Source organism: Mucilaginibacter sp. UYNi724 (assembly GCF_054057495.1).
In genome coordinates this window covers 139,046-157,425 of the sequence record NZ_JBSRZI010000004.1, presented here as the reverse complement: position 1 = coordinate 157,425, position 18,380 = coordinate 139,046, and the positions used below count along the sequence as shown (strand labels likewise).

18 protein-coding genes are annotated in these 18,380 nt (G+C 43.5%); 14 read left to right on the top strand and 4 right to left on the bottom strand.

The genetic code is table 11. The annotated features are described in order from the left end of the window. Complete coding sequence (locus ACVW0P_RS08075) at positions 1 to 636, bottom strand: hypothetical protein (protein ID WP_457131618.1); 636 nt, start codon at positions 634 to 636, stop codon at positions 1 to 3. Positions 637 to 808: 172 nt separating this feature from the next. Here ACVW0P_RS08075 and ACVW0P_RS08070 point away from each other — a divergent pair, with 172 nt between their 5' ends. The 8 genes from ACVW0P_RS08070 (at position 809) to ACVW0P_RS08035 (ending at position 10,138) form a co-directional block, all read left to right on the top strand. Then, positions 809 to 2,173 carry a DEAD/DEAH box helicase gene (locus ACVW0P_RS08070; protein ID WP_354431071.1) on the top strand — a complete coding sequence of 455 codons (1,365 nt, stop codon included), beginning with the start codon at positions 809 to 811 and terminating at the stop codon, positions 2,171 to 2,173. Beyond that, positions 2,133 to 2,444 (top strand): hypothetical protein, encoded by a 312-nt coding sequence (locus ACVW0P_RS08065; protein WP_457131617.1) that lies wholly within the window; start codon positions 2,133 to 2,135, stop codon positions 2,442 to 2,444. Before ACVW0P_RS08070 ends, ACVW0P_RS08065 begins: the two co-directional genes overlap by 41 nt. Positions 2,445 to 2,453: 9 nt before the next feature. Then, complete coding sequence (gldC, locus tag ACVW0P_RS08060; RefSeq protein WP_457131616.1) at positions 2,454 to 2,786, top strand: gliding motility protein GldC; 333 nt, start codon at positions 2,454 to 2,456, stop codon at positions 2,784 to 2,786. Between the two features lie 6 nt (positions 2,787 to 2,792). Next, entirely contained in the window at positions 2,793 to 3,209 is a 417-nt protein-coding gene (locus ACVW0P_RS08055; protein WP_457131615.1) for a hypothetical protein, read from the top strand. A 93-nt stretch (positions 3,210 to 3,302) separates the two neighbouring features. Continuing rightward, on the top strand, positions 3,303 to 6,743 hold the full coding sequence (locus tag ACVW0P_RS08050; RefSeq protein ID WP_457131614.1) for a response regulator: 3,441 nt from the start codon (positions 3,303 to 3,305) through the stop codon (positions 6,741 to 6,743). Between the two features lie 2 nt (positions 6,744 to 6,745). After that, complete coding sequence (locus ACVW0P_RS08045; protein ID WP_354431066.1) at positions 6,746 to 7,582, top strand: CheR family methyltransferase; 837 nt, start codon at positions 6,746 to 6,748, stop codon at positions 7,580 to 7,582. Beyond that, positions 7,572 to 8,165: a chemotaxis protein CheB gene (locus ACVW0P_RS08040; protein ID WP_354431065.1), complete on the top strand. Its 594-nt coding sequence runs from the start codon at positions 7,572 to 7,574 to the stop codon at positions 8,163 to 8,165. Before ACVW0P_RS08045 ends, ACVW0P_RS08040 begins: the two co-directional genes overlap by 11 nt. Positions 8,166 to 8,185: 20 nt before the next feature. Next, a complete protein-coding gene (locus tag ACVW0P_RS08035) occupies positions 8,186 to 10,138 on the top strand; it encodes a response regulator (protein WP_457131613.1) in 1,953 nt (650 codons plus the stop codon). Here the strand turns inward: ACVW0P_RS08035 and ACVW0P_RS08030 are convergent. After that, a complete protein-coding gene (locus ACVW0P_RS08030) occupies positions 10,122 to 10,607 on the bottom strand; it encodes a methylated-DNA--[protein]-cysteine S-methyltransferase (protein ID WP_457131612.1) in 486 nt (161 codons plus the stop codon). The genes ACVW0P_RS08035 and ACVW0P_RS08030 overlap by 17 nt on opposite strands. Further along, positions 10,607 to 11,419 carry an SDR family NAD(P)-dependent oxidoreductase gene (locus ACVW0P_RS08025; protein ID WP_457131611.1) on the bottom strand — a complete coding sequence of 271 codons (813 nt, stop codon included), beginning with the start codon at positions 11,417 to 11,419 and terminating at the stop codon, positions 10,607 to 10,609. The genes ACVW0P_RS08030 and ACVW0P_RS08025 overlap by 1 nt, the downstream gene beginning before the upstream one ends. Positions 11,420 to 11,598: 179 nt before the next feature. On the opposite strand from ACVW0P_RS08025, the gene ACVW0P_RS08020 reads away from it, so the two are divergent. The 6 genes from ACVW0P_RS08020 (at position 11,599) to ACVW0P_RS07995 (ending at position 17,152) form a co-directional block, all read left to right on the top strand. Further along, on the top strand, positions 11,599 to 12,282 hold the full coding sequence (locus ACVW0P_RS08020) for a heme exporter protein CcmB (RefSeq protein WP_457131610.1): 684 nt from the start codon (positions 11,599 to 11,601) through the stop codon (positions 12,280 to 12,282). Further along, the gene (locus tag ACVW0P_RS08015; protein WP_457131609.1) at positions 12,282 to 13,502 is read left to right on the top strand and encodes a carboxypeptidase-like regulatory domain-containing protein; all 1,221 of its coding nucleotides are present in this window, start codon (positions 12,282 to 12,284) and stop codon (positions 13,500 to 13,502) included. The genes ACVW0P_RS08020 and ACVW0P_RS08015 overlap by 1 nt, the downstream gene beginning before the upstream one ends. A 317-nt stretch (positions 13,503 to 13,819) precedes the next feature. After that, positions 13,820 to 14,485: a cytochrome c biogenesis protein CcsA gene (gene ccsA / locus ACVW0P_RS08010; RefSeq protein WP_457131756.1), complete on the top strand. Its 666-nt coding sequence runs from the start codon at positions 13,820 to 13,822 to the stop codon at positions 14,483 to 14,485. A 1-nt stretch (position 14,486) separates the two neighbouring features. Continuing rightward, the gene (locus ACVW0P_RS08005) at positions 14,487 to 14,687 is read left to right on the top strand and encodes a CcmD family protein (RefSeq protein WP_354431059.1); all 201 of its coding nucleotides are present in this window, start codon (positions 14,487 to 14,489) and stop codon (positions 14,685 to 14,687) included. Between the two features lie 158 nt (positions 14,688 to 14,845). Beyond that, the gene (locus tag ACVW0P_RS08000; RefSeq protein ID WP_354431058.1) at positions 14,846 to 16,282 is read left to right on the top strand and encodes a Glu/Leu/Phe/Val family dehydrogenase; all 1,437 of its coding nucleotides are present in this window, start codon (positions 14,846 to 14,848) and stop codon (positions 16,280 to 16,282) included. Positions 16,283 to 16,414: 132 nt separating this feature from the next. Further along, the gene (locus ACVW0P_RS07995) at positions 16,415 to 17,152 is read left to right on the top strand and encodes an XAC2610-related protein (protein ID WP_457131608.1); all 738 of its coding nucleotides are present in this window, start codon (positions 16,415 to 16,417) and stop codon (positions 17,150 to 17,152) included. 38 nt (positions 17,153 to 17,190) lie between these two features. Here ACVW0P_RS07995 and ACVW0P_RS07990 read toward each other — a convergent pair whose 3' ends face one another. Further along, a complete protein-coding gene (locus ACVW0P_RS07990) occupies positions 17,191 to 17,829 on the bottom strand; it encodes an NAD(P)-dependent oxidoreductase (RefSeq protein WP_457131607.1) in 639 nt (212 codons plus the stop codon). Positions 17,830 to 18,380 lie beyond the last annotated feature (551 nt).

The window sequence follows — 18,380 nt, the reverse complement described above, 5'->3', positions numbered from 1 at the left end:
CTAATGTCCGAAGTAATAATTTACCCCAAAGTTGAAGTTGTTGTTTAAGCTGGCGTTTAAGAAACTGCCATGGCTTAAATAATTGTACTGGTAGCTGATGTTACCGAAACCCATGTTTAAACCAACTTTTGGTGACGGGAAAAAAACCACGTTAGGGCCGGCGTATGCGGCAAAGTGCCCGTTATTAAAATCGTTTGCCACGTGTGATGTGCTCACGCCCATTTGCGGATAGAAGCCAACTTTTTCGCTAATCATGCAGTAGTAACGCAGGTTAACGGCCAAGCCAACAATATCAGTATGGTACTTACTGGTGTAGCTGTAATTGCTGGCAGGTGTGGTAGCCGAGTAAAAATTTGAAGTTTCGGTGCCTGATACCCTTGAGTAGCCTGGCTGGATGCCGATAGCCCATTTATCACCGATAAAAAAGCCGAACTCGGGGCTGATGTTAAAGTTGGTGATCTTGTAGTTGTAGTACTGGGTAACACCACTGTCGAAGTTGTAATTCTGCGAGGTGCCATCTTCGTCATAACTAAAGTTAAAGCTGCCACCAATAAATTTGTGGCCTTTGCCAATTTGCGCGTTTACAGTGCCGAAAAAAAGAACTGAAATAATAGCAGTAAGTAAGAGTTTTTTCATGTTGTACAGTTAATAGTGTGCGAAGATATACCTCCGGCACTTTATACGCAGGAATGGGTGCGGATGATACAGGTAAATGTATCGATGAATGCTTTTGTGGATAAAGCAGGCTTTCTTCCTGACTTTCGGACTTCCGACCCCCGACTAATTTGAAAACCTTATCTTTGCGGCTATGGCTGTAACTTTTGAAGATTTTAAATTTAACCGGCAGATACTGAATGCTGTTGCCGATGCCGGTTATACCGAAGCTACGCCTATCCAACAAAAGGCCATCCCGCCAATAATGAACGGGCAGGATGTTATGGGTATCGCTCAAACGGGTACGGGTAAAACCGCGGCTTATGTGCTGCCTATTTTAATGAAGCTTAAATACGCCCAGGGCGAAAGCCCGCGCGCGTTAATTGTATCGCCAACCCGCGAGTTGGCTATGCAGATAGAAGAGAACATCCGTGCATTTGCAGCAAATACCGACCTCAGGGTTGTGGTGCTTTACGGAGGCATCGGCCCAAAAACACAGATTGAGAACCTTAAAAAAGGTGTTGATATTATTGTGGCAACTCCCGGCCGTTTTCTGGACACCTATATAGCGGGTCACATCGTTACCAAAACCATTAATACTTTGGTGTTGGACGAGGCCGATAAAATGATGGATATGGGCTTTATGCCGCAGATAAACCGTATTTTAGAGGTAGTACCCGTTAAACGCCAAAACCTGCTTTTCTCGGCCACCATGTCTGAGAAGATTCAGGAGCTTTCGCATAACTTCCTGGAGTTCCCTACCGTGATCGAGGTTACCCCGCAGGCTACCACAGCCGAAACGGTAGATCAGCAACTGTACCACGTACCAAATGTTAAAACTAAAATAAACCTGCTTAAAACCCTGTTAGATAAAGAGGGCGATATTAAAAAGCTGATGATATTTTGTAAAACCCGCGTAGCTGCCGAGGATGTTTTCAAATTCCTGCTCCGCAAGTTTGGCGAAAAGGAAGTAAAAGTGCTGCATGCCAACAAAGGGCAAAATACAAGGATCAACTCTATCAATTCGTTCAAGAATGATGAGGTGAAGATACTGGTTGCTACCGATGTGGCATCGCGCGGTATTGACGTGAGCGATGTAAGCCACGTTATAAACTTTGATGTACCCGTAGTGATTGAAGATTATGTACACCGCATTGGCCGTACAGGCAGGGCGTATAACTCGGGTGTGGCAATTACGTTTGCTGTACCGTCAGAGGAGTATTACGTTACTAAAATTCAGCAGCTAATCCGCCAAACTATCCCAGTGCATAAGATTCCTGAAGGTGTTTTTATAGAGGAAACCCCTTACGCGGAGCGCCAGGACCAGGCCCGCGAGATTGATATGCAAAAGCGTAAGGAAGACCCAGATTTTAAAGGTGCTTTCCACGAGAAAAAAACGCTGAACCAGCATAAGAAATTTGACGCTGAAAAAGCGAAACGACAACCTAACAGTGCTAACAAGAAACCAGCAAAAACATATGGCGGAGTTCAACGATCTGCAAAAAAGAAACGATACTAACCGGGCAAAATTCAGGATCAGTCCGCTAAATTTTGCTACTGCGGCCTTATTCATCTTGTCGGGATATATTTTTATTAATGGCGCTAAAATTACCGGCAGCCCTTACGGGCACTGGAGCGGCACCATCGGCCTTATATTTATCCTGTTTGGCATAGTTGTGTCATTGTTAGATATAATTTTCCGTAATTTCTTCTCAGAGACCAAAAAACTATGGATTGTAGAGCTAAGCTTTATAACTTTGGTGCTCATTATATTTTTCCTTGTTAAATAATACTTTTAAATGAAGACTGCCGAAATAAAGCTAACCATACAGCTCGACGATAATAATATCCCCGAAACCATATTGTGGGAATCTACCGATTCTAAAACCAAAGAGGCCCTGCCTGTACAAGCCATGATGCTTTCCCTATGGGACAAAAGCTACCAAAACACCTTGAAGATAGACCTTTGGACTAAGGATATGCCTGTAGATGAGATGAAAAGATACTTCTACGAAACCCTGCAAACCATGGGCGATACCTTTCTACGCGCCACCGGCGAAAAAAACATTGTAGAAGACCTGCGCGATTACTGCGCCCACTTTGCCGATAAAATGGAGATCAAAAAACAATAACGTACTATGCGCCCCGCGTCACTAATCACCTTATTAGGGTTTGTTATACTAATTGCGGCAACCTTTTGCCCTATGCTGCGCCCGTTTCACCTGTTTAATATGAATGTTTACAAGCTAAACCAACCCTACGGTATGGTGATTATGCTGGTAGGCGTTATCGGCATGTTGTGTACGGTGCTAATTCAAACTAAGGTTACCCGTATTGCCGCCTGGGCATCCTTAATATTAGTAGCATTATTATATGTTGCCGCTTTGCTTAAGGTTAAAGCAAGTTTTAACTTTATCCCGTTTAAAGGGATCGAGGGTTTCTTTAACAGGCAAATTGCTTTTAAATGGGGTTGGTACGTATTGTTTGCCGGCCCGGTGTTATCTGTTTTAGGGGTTTTTGCCTCTAAAAAACGTGTTTACAACCAAGGGAAATAAGCGCGTTACTACCTGCATGTTTATTAGTTTATAGTATTTTACCTGCAAATATTTTTAAACATATTTGTATCACAAAAAATCTTATCTCACGCTATGTTTAAGTTTTCATTTCGTAACCAGGTATTAGCAGGTTTTGCTTTTTCTATAATACTTGTTATAGTGGTTGGTGTACTTTCTTTCACCAGTATAAAGCAGTTGGAAGATGATACCGTTTGGGTTAATCATACCCAGAAAGTGATCAAAACTACCAATAACTTATTGCAATACTTAGTTGACGGCGAAACAGGGATGCGCGGTTACGGTGCAACCGCAAACAAAGCTTTCCTTGATCCTTACAACGATGCGATACCCAAAATAACCGAATCATTAAGTCAGCTATCAGCCCTCATTGTTGATAATCCTACGCAGGTTAGACGTATAGACTCCCTTAAAACGATTGTCAACCGCCAACTAATTATCCTTAAAACCAATGTGGCGACCCGAGAAGCAAAAGGGCTGGATTACATGGTTGCCAACCATATGTTTTTGAATGGTAAAGGCAACATGGATAGCATCAGGGATTTAAATAAAAAGGTTGTAGAAACAGAAACATCATTACTTGAACAGCGTAAGGCTGATTCAGACAGAGCATCAGAGCGAGCCATTATTGTTATTGTTATTGGCTGTATGGTATTCATACTCATCGTAGTGGTCATGTTTTACTACATCCAGTCTACCTTTGCCCGTCAGAAAAAGGTGGAGGAAGAAGTACGTGTAGCCAATATCGAACTGGGGAAAGTACTTACCGAAAACGAGATCAAAAATTGGCTGCTTACCGGTAGTGGTGCCATAAACGAGAAGATGCAGGGCCAGCAAAGCGAGAAAGAACTGTCAGAAAATATATTGACGGAACTTAGTAAATACGCTAAAGCCCTTACAGGTACCGTTTACCTGTTTGATGATAACCAAGAGAAACTTGAATTGTATGCCTCATACGCGTTCAGCGACCCATCAGCGTTAAAACAATCTATCCGCATTTCCGAAGGTTGGATAGGCCAGGCCGCTAAGGAGGGTAAATCGGCATTGGTGAAAGGTAAGCTAAATGATAAGTTGCAATTAGGCACATCTATTTTGCAGGACGAATTGATTGAAACGTTTATCGTTCCGTTCTTCTTCGATAAAAAATTAAAGGGCGTGCTCGAGCTTGGTTTCCGTGACCAGGTGCCGGAGCAGGTTAAGGATTATATTTTACTTGTTGCAAACGATATTGGTATTGCTGTTAACACCTCACAGGCGCGCACCATTATGCATGACTTGTTCGAGGAAACCCAGCAGCAAGCCGAAGAACTGGAAGCACAGCAAGAAGAAATGCGCGTTACTAATGAAGAACTGATGAATAAAACAGAAATGTTGCAGGCATCAGAAGAAGAACTTCGCGTACAGCAGGAAGAACTGCGCACCATTAACGCCGAATTGGAAGAAAAAGCCAGTTTGCTGGAAGAGAAGAACCAGGCTATTGAAGAGGCCCGCCAGTCTATAACCATTAAAGCCAGCGAGTTGGAAACTACCGGCAGGTACAAATCTGAGTTTTTGGCCAACATGAGCCACGAACTGCGCACCCCGCTAAACAGTATTTTGGTGTTGGCCAGAATTTTGAAAGATAACAAACCACTAACCCTGTCAGAAGATCAGATAAAATACGCCAGCGTAATTTTCAACGCCGGTAACGACTTGCTTACGCTAATCAATGATATCCTGGACCTTTCTAAAATAGAATCGGGCAAGCTGGATATGCAGAATGAGAATATTAAGATCTCTGATATCCTAAGCGATGTGCAATCGTTATTTGCAGAGGTGGCAAGCAATAAAAAGATAAACTTTACAACCAACTTAACAGGTGTACCACCAACTATCTATACGGATAAAGTAAGAGCAGAACAGGTGATAAAAAACCTGTTATCAAACGCGTTTAAATTTACGCCCGAGCATGGTACTATCAGCATAAACGCTGTTGCCGGCCCGCGCGAAAACACCATCGGTTTTGTAATTAAAGATTCGGGCATTGGTATCCCTGCCGATAAGCAGAAAATCATCTTCGAAGCGTTCCAACAGGCCGATGGCTCAACAAGTCGTAAATATGGTGGTACAGGTTTAGGCCTTTCTATCAGCCGCGAACTGGCAAGCTTGTTGGGTGGTAACATTACCCTGAGCAGCACGCCGGGTGAGGGTAGCGAGTTTACGCTGATCCTTCCGTTTGAGGCAAAGCATGTAGAAAATGCAGAGGCGGCGCTGCCAACAGTAGAAAGCTACAGCCCAACCAAAAACTTTTTTGATACCGTAGTTACAAAATCAGCCGACCCGAACCACGAGCCGTTTGTGGTGATAGTGGAGGATGATAAAAACTTCGCGATCATCCTGCAGGATTACGCCCGCGACCATGGCTTTAAATCGGTAATGGTAAGCGAGGGTACAAACGCCGTCGAGATCATTAAAGAACAACAGCCGGATGCGGTAATATTGGATATTATGCTGCCGGGTAAAGATGGCTGGCAGATCTTAAAAGAATTGAAACAGGACGAAGCAACGCTGCACATCCCGGTGCACCTGATGAGTGCCGGCGAAGCCGCTGCCAATCGCGTGCGTAAAGAAGGCGCCATCAGCTTCCTTAAAAAACCGGTAAATACAGAAACATTGGATAAACTGTTTGGCGATATTATGGCTAATAGCGGTACCAAGTTCACCCAGATATTATTGGTGGAAGATCACAAGGCGCAAAGCCAGGCGCTTAAAGATCTGATGCAAAGCCAGGGCATCACTGTAGACCAGGCCTTCGATGGCGAATCGGCCTTTAGAATGTTGCATGAAAACGAGTACCAGTGTGTGATACTCGACCTTAACCTGCCGGATATATCAGGGCTTGACCTTTTAGATAAGATCAAAGAGATAGACAAATTTGCCGCCCTGCCGGTAATCATTAACACCGCTATGGAGCTTGATAAAAACTCGGTAAACAGGTTGATGCAGTATGCTAACGCGATGGTGGTTAAAACCAGCAAATCTTCAGACAGGCTGATAGACGAGGTAAACCTGTTCCTGAACAAGATAAGCGAGAGCGGTAACGCCGCGCCAAATCTAAGCATGGGCAAGGCAAAAACCACCACCGCTAACGGTAAAGACAGTATAAAAGGCAAAAAGGTATTGGTTGTTGATGATGATATGCGAAATATTTTTGCTTTAAGCAGCGCCTTAGAAAGTTACGACCTTAATGTTGTAATAGCCAACGATGGGGAAGAAGCCATAGCTAAACTGGAAGAAGATGCCGGCATCGATATAGTATTGATGGACATCATGATGCCAAAAATGGATGGTTACGAAGCTACGAGGCATATACGCAAGCAAAACAAATGGGCAAAACTCCCTGTTATAGCCCTAACCGCAAAAGCGATGAAAGATGACCGCGAAAAATGTATAGCGGCCGGTGCTAATGATTACATTACAAAACCGGTTGACATTGACAGGTTAATTGCATTAATGCAGATGTGGCTTGACAACTAATTATGAAGGGACTGGTTACTAAAGACGCGATTACCGGAGAACAGCTAAACGAACTGATAGATATTGTAAAAAAGATCCACGGGTTTGATTTTAGCGATTATACCGAGGCGTCTTTTAAGCGCCGCCTGGGACGGATAATGATGCTTAAAAAGCTCGATTTTTACGACCTGAAGCATGTACTTATAAACGACCATAGCTTTTTCCAGCAATTTTTAGAAGAAATTACGGTTAACGTTACCGAGATGTTTCGCGACCCTGCTTTCTACAAGGCGCTTAAAACCCAGGTGATGCCATACCTGTCAACCTATCAGCATGTAAAGGTATGGTGCGCGGGTTGTTCATCCGGCGAAGAGGTTTATTCACTGGCCATTTTGTTGAACGAGGAAAAGCTGGCTAAAAAATCATTCATTTACGGTACAGATATTAATACCGAAGTTTTAAACGAAGCACGCAAAGGTATTTACAGCCTGCGTAAAATAAAAAGCTATTCAGAAAATTACCTGTTTACAGGCCTGCCGGGTTCTCTTACAGATCATTTTACGATTATGTATGATGCTGCCGCTATCCACAGCGAGTTAAAGCAGAATACGCTATTCTCCGTACACAACTTAATATCAGATACCGGTTTTAACGAGTTCCAGATGATATCGTGCCGTAACGTATTCATTTACTTCGAAACCGAGCTTCAGTATAAAATATTAGACCTGTTTTACAAAAGCCTTTGCCCTTTAGGTTACCTTTGTCTGGGCAATAAAGAAACTATCCGATCTGATGTTTTCCGAAAAAAATTCAAGGTGATCAACCAAAAAGAAAATATATACCAAAAAATTGGCTCTTGACTATAATATAAAACAACGTTGGGCGCAATCCAAAATACTGCTTTTGGGTGGCTCGGCGGGTTCGTTTAAGTTGCTGTTTAAATTGGTGAAATTACTGCCCGAAAATTTTGATAAAACGGTTATCATCATCATCCACAGGAAAAAGAATTTTTTTAGTGAAATAGAAAAACTATTCGCAGAAAATAGCCGTATGTTGTTGAGGGAAATTAGTGACAAGGAGCCAATACAGGGGAATACGATATATATCGCCCCGGCAAATTACCACTCCCTGGTAGAATATGGGGGCTTTTTTAGCCTTGATGTATCTGAAGCTGTATGGTACTCAAAGCCATCAATCGACGTAACTTTTGAGAGTGTTGCCGAGGTTTATAAAGAGCGCGTTACTGCTGTTTTATTTTCAGGAGCTAACCAGGATGGGGCAGAAGGACTTTTAAAATTGCGCCAGAACGGTGCGTTAACAATAGCCCAAAACCCGCAGGAAGCAGAAATGGCAGAAATGCCGCAGTCGGCAATTGATATAAACGCCGCGGAATATATTTTACGTACAGAAGAGATTTTTGAACTGCTCGAAAATATAAATTGACCTCACTTATTGATAATTAGATGACCCCTATTAATATCCTTATTGTTGATGACATAGAGGAAAATATCATTGCCCTTGAAGCGTTGCTGACACGTACCGATATCCGGTTATTTAGCACAACTTCACCCAATGAGGCCCTCAAAATTGCATGGGATAATAATATTTCCATAGCACTCGTTGACGTTCAAATGCCCGAAATGGATGGCTTTGAACTGGTAGAGATGCTAAAATCAAACCCTCGTACTAAAGATATCATGGTGATTTTTGTTACCGCCATATCTAAAGAGGCCAAATATGCTGTTAAAGGATTTGGCGCCGGTGCGGTAGATTACTTGTTTAAACCGCTTGACCCGTACATTACATCAGCTAAGGTTGATGCTTTTGTAACCCTTGCCCGCCAGCAGGAAGAGATCAAACAAAAAAATGACGAACTGCAGAATTTTGCCCTTGTGGTGAAAAACAGCGCCGACATCATTTGTTCTGTTGATGCCGATAGCTTACGAATTAAAACTATTAACCCCGCTGTCGAAGCTATATTAGGCTTCAAACAAACCGAGGTGTTTGGTACCAGCATTGTTGACCTTGCGGTGGAAGCCGACCGCGCCGACCTGCGAAAAAAACTGGGCGATATAATTAAGGATAACCTCAGTTTCTCTGTATTTGAGTTTCAATTTAACACGTTTGATAAAAGGGTGATCTGGGTGGAGTGCCGCGCATCTTTCCGTGGTAAAACTATTTTCATTAATATTAGCGATAGCTCACCTCAAAAGAGTTACCAGCAGCAGCTGATCAAATCTAAAGAACTTGCCGAGTACGGTAAAAAAGTGAAAGAAACATTTTTGGCTAATATGAGCCATGAATTGCGCACACCGGTTAATGGCATTATAGGCCTTAGCAACCTGATGCGTAAAACGACTATAAACGAACAACAGGGCAACCTGTTAGATATGCTGGATACATCATCGCGCTCATTATTGGGGGTGATAAACGATGTGTTGGATATTTCTAAAATAGAGGCCGGTAAGTTTAGTATTGTGCGCACACCAAATAACTTGCGTGGCATTGTAAACTCGGTATTTGGCTTGTTAAAATTTAATGCCGACGAAAAAGATATTGAGTTTTTACTGGAGATAGATAACGATGTGCCCGAGAGTTTACAGGTAGATTCGTTACGTATTAACCAGATCCTGATGAACTTACTGAGCAACGCTATTAAGTTTACCAATCATGGGCACGTAAAGCTAACGGTATCTGTAATGCAAAAACTGAATGATAAGGTTAAGCTGAAGTTTAGCGTGGAAGATACAGGTATAGGAATCGCTACAGACAGGCTATCAAAAATATTTGAATCGTTTGAGCAGGCAGAAGAGGATACCGCCGTTAAATATGGCGGAACAGGCCTTGGCTTAACCATCGTTAAAAAACTGGTAGAACTAAAAGGCGGCGACCTTACCGTAAGCAGCAAAGTTGGCGAGGGTACTATATTTAACTTTACCAATTGGTTTGGCGTATCAAAAACAAAAATCAAAACCGAAGAAAAAACGCCTAAGACCGATAAAAAACTTGCCCCCTTTGTAAACGTACGCGTTTTAGTTGCCGAGGATAACATGATTAACCAGTTTATGGTTACCAAAATGCTAAAGGACTGGAATGTGACGGTAGAAGTTGCCGAGAGCGGTAATAAAGCCGTAGAGATGCTAAAGAATAACGAATATAACCTGGTATTGATGGATACCCACATGCCGGGCTTAAATGGTTATCAGGCAGCCCGCATCATCCGTACCGAGTTTGAGGAACCCATGAGGAGTGTGCCTATCATATCCCTTTCTGCATCAGCGTTTGAGCATGAGCAGTTAGAAGCATTATCTGCAGGGATGAACGATGTATTGACGAAACCATTTGCGGCCTATGAGCTACATGCCAAAATGTTAAAGCTTTTAAAAGGTAAAAAAGAGGTTAAAAAGCCAGCTTAGTTTGGCCGGTGCCCATTACACGGGCTTCGTGCTCTAATAGCCATTGCTTGCGCCACAGGCCGCCTGCATAACCTGTCAAACTTCCATTACTGCCAATAACACGGTGGCAGGGCACAACAACCCATAAATTATTTTTTCCATTTGCTGCCGCTATCGCGCGGATAGCCAGCGGATTTTTCATTTTATGCGATTGCTGGTTATAGGTGATGGTAGCCCCGTACGGGATTCGCGATAGTTCCTGCCAAACCGTCTGCTGAAAATCTGACCCCGGCTGTTTAAGCGGCAGGTCAAAATGCTTGCGGTCGCCGGCAAAGTATTCGTCCAGTTGTTTGATGGTTTCCAGCAGGATAGGGGAGATGGTCGTGGTTTGCTCCACTTCTTCATCAAGGATAGATACTTTTATTAAATGCGTATTATCCGCAACCAATAAGGCCACGCCAACGGGTGTACGGTGATAAGCTTCATGCATTATGATCCCTGCTGCGCTTTATTAAGCGATCTTAAATAAACCTTGCTCATTTTGCCACCAATAAATTTGCTTGGCAAAAAGTTCATGACCACGTTGCCCAGGCGGTTAAGCAAGCCCGGTATATAATTATATTTGCGGGTTACAAGCGCGTGGATGGCTTCTTTAGCCGCTTGTTTAACGGGCATCAGCCATGCTTGCAATTCATTGAATTCTGCGCCGTGGGTCATTTCGGTAGCTATGCCGCCGGGCGCGAACACAGTTATCGAAAATTCGGGGTTGGTCAATTCGTTATGCAGGGCATTGCCAAACGCGGTAATAAATGCCTTTGTTGCCGAGTACGCCGCCTGGTAGGGCACCGGGAAAAAACCCGCCATGCTGGAAACCAGCATCACGCCACCCGGTTTGCCGGGTTTGTCAAAGTACTGCACCAAGCTGTTTGTCATGCGTACCACGCCAATAACGTTTGTTTTAAGGATGTTTTCAAAATTACCCCAAGCCAGGTCGGTGTGGCGTCCAAAATAGGTTACGCCCGCGTTTAGGATGGCCGCATGAAGGTTGCCATTGGCAATGCTCTCGGCTATTACGCGGTCGGCCTCTTCGGGAATGGACAGATCTGCAACAATAACTTTTACCTGTATGCCTGCTGCTTTTTCCAGTTCGGCCTTTAGTTCGTTCAGTTTATCGGCACGGCGGGCGGCTATAATCAGGTTGGCTTTATGCACGGTAGCCAGTTGGCGGGCCATCTCCTCCCCAAGGCCGCTGGATGCGCCGGTTACCAATACCCATTTATTATTTAGCTGCAGGTTTTTCATGCTGCTAAGGTAAGTTTTTAGACGGAAAAGTCGGAAAGTCTGAAGTAAAACGTCAGTCCGAGCTTCTCGTAGACTTGTGTGCCCGGCTAATGTTTCGACACGCTCACCAAGTCATGTTTTATACTTTTTCAGACGTACTGTCTTTTCCGACTTCCCAACTTTTTAGCTTACTTTGCAGTATGAAACTTGCGGGGCAAACTATTGAACTTTTAAAGAAGGAAATCATCCTGGAATGGCGCTCCAAATACGCCTTCAACGGGATCCTGCTTTACATTGTTTCTACCGTGTTTGTGTGCTATATTTCTTTTAACCTTAACCCGGGGTTTAAAGGGAGTGAGGGTTACCCCATCGTTTGGAACATCCTGTTTTGGATCATCATGCTGTTTGCATCGGTGAATGCCATTGCCAAAAGCTTTTTGCAGGAGAGTAAGGCAAGGCTGCTTTATTACTATTCCATCGCGCATCCGCAGGCAATCATCTTATCAAAAACTATTTATAATACATTGCTGATGTCGTTGCTAAGCGTATTGGCTTTGCTGGTTTACAAACTGTTTTTTCCCAACCCCGTTGGCGACGCGCTATTTTACTTTATAACCGTGCTGCTGGGTGCCATGAGTTTTTCGACGGTGTTTACCATGATCTCCGCCATCGCATCTAAGGCGGGCAATAACGGCACGTTAATGGCTATTCTGAGCTTCCCGGTCATTATTCCGGTAATATTATTATTGGTTAAAGTTAGCAAAGCAGCCATGGATGGCATAGACCGCAGCCTTAGCTTTGGTAACATTGGTGTGTTATTAGCAATAAATGTGATCGTTATTGCGTCATCATTAATACTTTTCCCATACTTGTGGCGCGATTAATGTCTTCACCGTCTAAATATAAATTTACTATGCGCCGCTGGTGCTTTTTATTCGTTTGCATAACCCTAAGTTTTACGGCAACCGCGCAAAGCGTTATTAGTGGTAAAGTGGTAGCATCGGGCAGTAACAGCCCGGTAGCCAAGGCCAGCGTGTTTTTAAATAATGCCACATTTGGTACCGCCACAAATGACGACGGTACGTTTAGCCTGCGCGGTGTAAAGCCCGGCCAGTACGACCTGATCGTTTCTGTACTTGGCTTTGAAGAATACACCCAAAAAGTAATGGTCGGCACCGCAGCAACAAACGTTAGTATAGCCCTTACGCCAAAAGTGCTGATGATGCGCGAGGTAATTATTACCAGCAACGCCGACTGGAAGAAGAACTTTGAACAGTTTAAGAAAGATTTTATAGGTGTTACCGAGAACGCCAAGTTTTGCAAGATCGATAACCCGCGCATTCTGAACCTATCATACAGCCGCAAAAAACTTGAATTGGAAGCATCCACCGATGAATTTTTGGTGATGGAGAACGATGCCCTTGGCTACAGGGTTAAGTTTTTGCTAAAGGAGTTTTTAAGCAGCAGCATGAACAATACCACCAGCTACAGCGGCCGCGCCCTTTTCGAGGAACTGCCCGGCACCGCCACGCAAAAAGCCAAATGGAAACAAAAGCGCGATGAGGCCTACTATGGTTCAGCGAGGCATTTTTACAGGTCGTTGTACAAAAACCGGTTAAAGCAGGAGGGGTTCGAGATCTACGATTTTAGCCGCACTATTGACCCTAACCGCGCGCCCGACCTGCTGATACAACGAAAGCTAAAGATGTTCCAGATGGTTAACCGCGATTCTACAAGGTATTGGTTAGGTCAGCAGGCAATGCCCCGCTGGTATAAGGAAAAGCTGACCAAGCCTGCATTAACCGCTTACCAGATCATCCGTAAACCACCGCAAGAAGGGCTTTTTGTGATGACTTTCCCTAATTACCTGTATGTAGTTTACAACAAACGTCGCGAAACCCAGGATTTTAAAGACCTGTACCGCCCGCTGGATATGGAAAATTTTGAAACCAGTGTAATAACCCTGCTTAGCCCTGCCGTATATTTCGACCTGAATGGTACGGTAGTAGCCGATAGTCCGTTGTATGAAGGTACATGGAGTAAAGCCAAATTAGCTAACCTGCTGCCGGTTGATTATGAGCCGTCAGAGCAAATGGTAAATTAAGGGTGGTTTATTGGTTCATTAATTCAAATGTTCATTGGTGCTTGTCCAACGCGCGTCATTGCGAGGTACGAAGCAATCTCTTTAGGATAATTATGCTCCTTACATGACCGATATGCTTAAAGAGATTGCCACGTCGCTATCGCTCCTTGCAATAACGCGAGGAAAAAAACCTATCAATCTTTCAATTCAACTTAGTTATGAAAATAACAATCATAATTGATATGCATGCATAATGAAACATTGCTAATAATAACGTGCGGTGCATAAATCAAATCATCTAATTAGTACATTTGCGGCATAATTTATATATGAAATTCATTTATCAAACCTGGTGGAAAGTATTAGCGGTTGTAATGGTATTTTACACGCTTGTTGCCGGTTTCCTGCTTGGCGTGCCAAGGTTAGAAATATTGCACGAAACCATTCGTAATACTTACTTCCACGTGCCTATGTGGATAGCCATGTTCACGGTGTTCACCATATCGGTAATTTATAGCATAAAATATTTACAAACGGGTAAAGAGGAGTATGATCTCATTGCTGTAGAGGCGGCTAATACGGGTATTTTCTTTTTTGTTTTAGGGCTGATAACCGGTATGCTTTGGGCGCGCTATACCTGGGGCGAATACTGGAGCAACGACCCTAAACAAAACAGCGCAGCCATTGCCTTTTTGCTTTATTGCGCCTACCTGGTGCTGCGCAATTCTATGGACGAGGAACAGAAACGCGCCAAGATCTCGGCCATCTACAACATCTTCGCCTTCCCGGTTATGGTGGTACTGATCATGGTGTTGCCACGCTTAACCGACTCTTTGCACCCCGGCAACGGTGGTAACCCCGCCTTTGGCAAACTGGATATGGATAACCGCATGCGCGCCGTATTATACCCCGCGTTTATTGCCTGGGCATTAATGGCGGTATGGATAGCAACTATCCGCTACCGTATCCGTTTAATTGAATATAAAAAGAACGCTATCAACTAAGATGAAGAAACTAAGTTCCCTGATATTAATGCTGTTTTGTTTCGTGGCTGTAAAAGCACAAGATGTAGAGATGGCCGACAAAATGCGCAGCGAAGGCAAAATTTATGTGGTGATAGGCACCATTGTAATAGTGTTTGCAGGCCTGGCTATTTACCTGTTCTCAATTGACAGGAGATTAAAAAAAATCGAGAAAGAAAATTAAATCAAAAGCTTGGCCGATACTGTTTAAACGCAGATTAGGGTGAGGTTTTATAATAGGTGTAACGGATACACTAACTTTTTAAAATTGCATTATTGATAAAAAATATACGAAATTTGTGCACTTTTTTAAGGAATTAATTATTTATCCAATTCTAAATTATGAATATCAATAATCCGACTGCAGATCAGGATACTCACTTTTTTGGTGATGTTTGTAAAAACTTCGATCATGCGGCGCAGTTCACCCAGCATGATGCCGGTTTGTTAGACCAGATCAAATCATGCAATAGTGTTTACCGTTTCCGTTTCCCGATACGCAAAGGCAATGGCTTTGAAGTTATAGATGCCTGGCGTGTAGAGCACTCGCACCACCAATCGCCAACAAAGGGCGGTATCCGCTACAGCGAAATGGTGAACGAGGATGAGGTTATGGCCCTTGCTGCCCTGATGACCTACAAATGTGCCATCGTTAACGTACCATTTGGTGGCGCTAAAGGTGGTATCAAGATCAACCCAAAAAACTATACCGTTAGCGAGCTGGAGAACATAACCCGCCGTTACACGGTAGAGCTTATCAAGAAAAACTTTATAGGCCCCAGCATTGACGTACCTGCCCCGGATTATGGATCAGGCGAGCGCGAAATGGGTTGGATAGCCGATACATATGCCACTATGAACCCGGGCCAGCTTGACGCTTTAGGCGCTGTTACAGGTAAGCCGATCTCTCTACATGGTATTGCAGGCCGCCGCGAGGCTACCGGCCGTGGTGTGGCTATTGCCGTGCGCGAGTGCGTTAGTTTTGGCGAGGATATGCAAAAAATTGGTTTAACCACCGGTTTATCGGGCAAAAAAATAATTGTACAGGGCTTGGGTAACGTGGGTTACTACTCTGCAAAATTCCTGGCCGAATTTGGTGCTATCATCGTTGGGCTTTGCGAGTTTGAGGGCGCTATTTATAACGAGGATGGCCTTGATGTAGAAGCTGTGTTTCAGCACCGTAAGTCAACCGGGTCTATCTTAGGATATGCTGGTGCTAAAAAGGAATTTAAAAATACCATGGACGGCCTGGAGCAGCCATGTGATATTTTAGTACCTGCCGCTTTAGAGAACCAGATAACAGCGCAAAACATTGGCAGCATTAAAGCAAAAATTATTGCTGAAGGCGCAAACGGCCCGACTTCGCCGGAGGCTGAGGAAGCATTTTACAAAGCAGGTGGTATGATCATCCCGGATATGTATGCTAACGCCGGTGGTGTTACCGTATCCTATTTTGAGTGGTTGAAAAACCTGAGCCACGTAGCATTTGGCCGTATTAACCGCAGGTTCGAAGAAAACTCGAACCTGAACCTGGTTAACATGGTAGAAGGTATTACCGGTGTGCCATTGACGCCGATTCAGCGTTCAACAATAGTAAAAGGTGCAACCGAGTTAGAATTAGTGAACTCCGGTTTGGAAGATACCATGATCCGCTCGTACCACGAGATCCGCGAGATCTATAAAAGCAACCCTGCCATTGGTACCCTGCGTAATGCAGCTATGATAGGCGCTATCAACAAAATAGCGGTATCATACCAAAACCTTGGTGTTTGGCCGTGATATATTGGGGATAGTATCTCCATTAATAATATTAAAAAGGGCGCCCGAAAGGCGCTCTTTTTTTGTTAAATTCTCTTGGGCTAAGGATTAATTGAGGTCGCATTATGTTATCTTAAAGCAAAATTATATCGCATGCCTAAAACCTTTTTTCTTCTTCTTTTAGTGGTGTTATTTTCTTGTAAGCAAAACTACAAGAAAGATAAAATTGTTGTAACAATCAAACAGTTTAAGCATAGCAAAGCAATTTCCAAAAAAGACCCTGAGCCAACGCCTGTCGATACTGTCCTTGAAACAACAAATAGCTTTGTAGACCATCAGAATTTTAGCGTCCAGAGAACCATACAGGGGAGATCGTTGGTTTTTAATGCAAAAAAGGACACGATTTTTAATGAATTGGGTTCAGAGTATGATTATGCGAGCAGTGTAAAATTCAAGGATTTTAATACCGACGGCTATAAAGATATCATCATAACTTATCCGCAAAATACACCGGGCATAATAGGATTATTGCTCTATAATAAAACTAACAAAACCTACAAAAAGGTTAGTGGTTTTGATGCCTTTCCAGCGCCTGAAATGATACCTAATACCAAATATTATTATTCCTACCACCACAGTGGTTGTGCCGACATGGACTGGACGAGCGATTTGTTTTGCATCGAAAATTATAAAGCTGTAAAATTGGGTACGATCAATGGAAACGAATGTGGCGATAGTGGAATAAAAGATGGCATATATATCTATAAGATTGTTGGGGGTAAAGAGATCAAAATAAAGCAGCTAAGTATAAAAACCATTTATAGTTACAAAGAGTACAAATGGGGTTTTATAAAAAGTTACTGGTATAAAAATTATAGGCTTTTCAAATAACAACAGAGCGCTTAAAGGGCGCCCTGTTGGCAATAGAATTACTTATCGGCAATAAAAGGTGCCTGATTTACAAACTCTTTACTCCTCATCTGCGCTATTATAAACAACCCCAAGTTAGTTGCACTAATGCCGTTGCCGGGGCAATCAACCAAACTGACGTTAATCTCGCTTATATCATCCGTGTGGCCGATGAGGGGGAGGCGCACCATGGTCCAGTCAATTCCGCTATCTGCTAACAGCTGGTATTCTACCTGACGGTCTTGGGTTGTAGTCGGGAAATTCTCGTACATCCATTTTGTACCGAACCGGGTAGGTTCGCTTTTTTGGTCGGCAGGGGTATCTACATTTAATCCCGCCGTGGTAATGTACCTGCTGATATGATGGGCTTTCATCGCTTGCAGGATATTGTGGGTGGCATCGCTGAAAATGGTGGGCTCGCCAACGGGCTGACTCAAGCAGCTTAACACTGCATCGCACCCTTGTAGCAGGGTATAGATGGCGTTATAATCGCGGGCGTCTCCTTTGATGATCTCGATAAGCGAATTATTTAAGTATAGTGTTTCGGGCTTGCGGTGCAGCAATTTGATTCGGAAGTTTTGAAGTAATAGTTGCTTTAGCAGGTATTTACCCGCCTTGCCGGTGCCGCCAATAAGGGCGACGGTATGAATGGGTTTCATGTGTTCTCTTTATAAATTGTAAATAGTAATTGATGGTTCGTGCCCGATATGGGTTGGCACAAAAGGTACATTGCTTTTAACAGCACTGTATGTGTGGGTATTTTATAAATAGATTTTAATAGGGCTAAGGTAGGATTATTTAGAGATTAAAGTATGAGAAATCTATAACCCCGTCATTGGTACGAAGCAATCTCTTTGCTGTACAGAGCCGTAAATCACTTCTTAGTTAGGTGCGGCAGTGAGTTATTGCTAAGCCTGTGGATCTTCATTTCTTTTTTGTCGCAAAAAAGAAACGAACCAAAGAAAAAACACGCGGCTGTACCGCGTCGCTGTTAAAGGGCGTGGTGAGGCAGTGCCTGTGCTATCCGCAACGCGCTAAGGCCGCATTTAGGAGAGTTAACGTTAGGCTCATCAGGCTCAAATAAATCGTAATAATCCTATAAATACCCGGTTCAGACAATTTTGCGTTAGGGATAAAAGCGGATACCGGCCTCAAGCGTAATGCCTGCAGGCGTATGAGCGGATAGCCCGGGCCATAGGCAACGCCATTA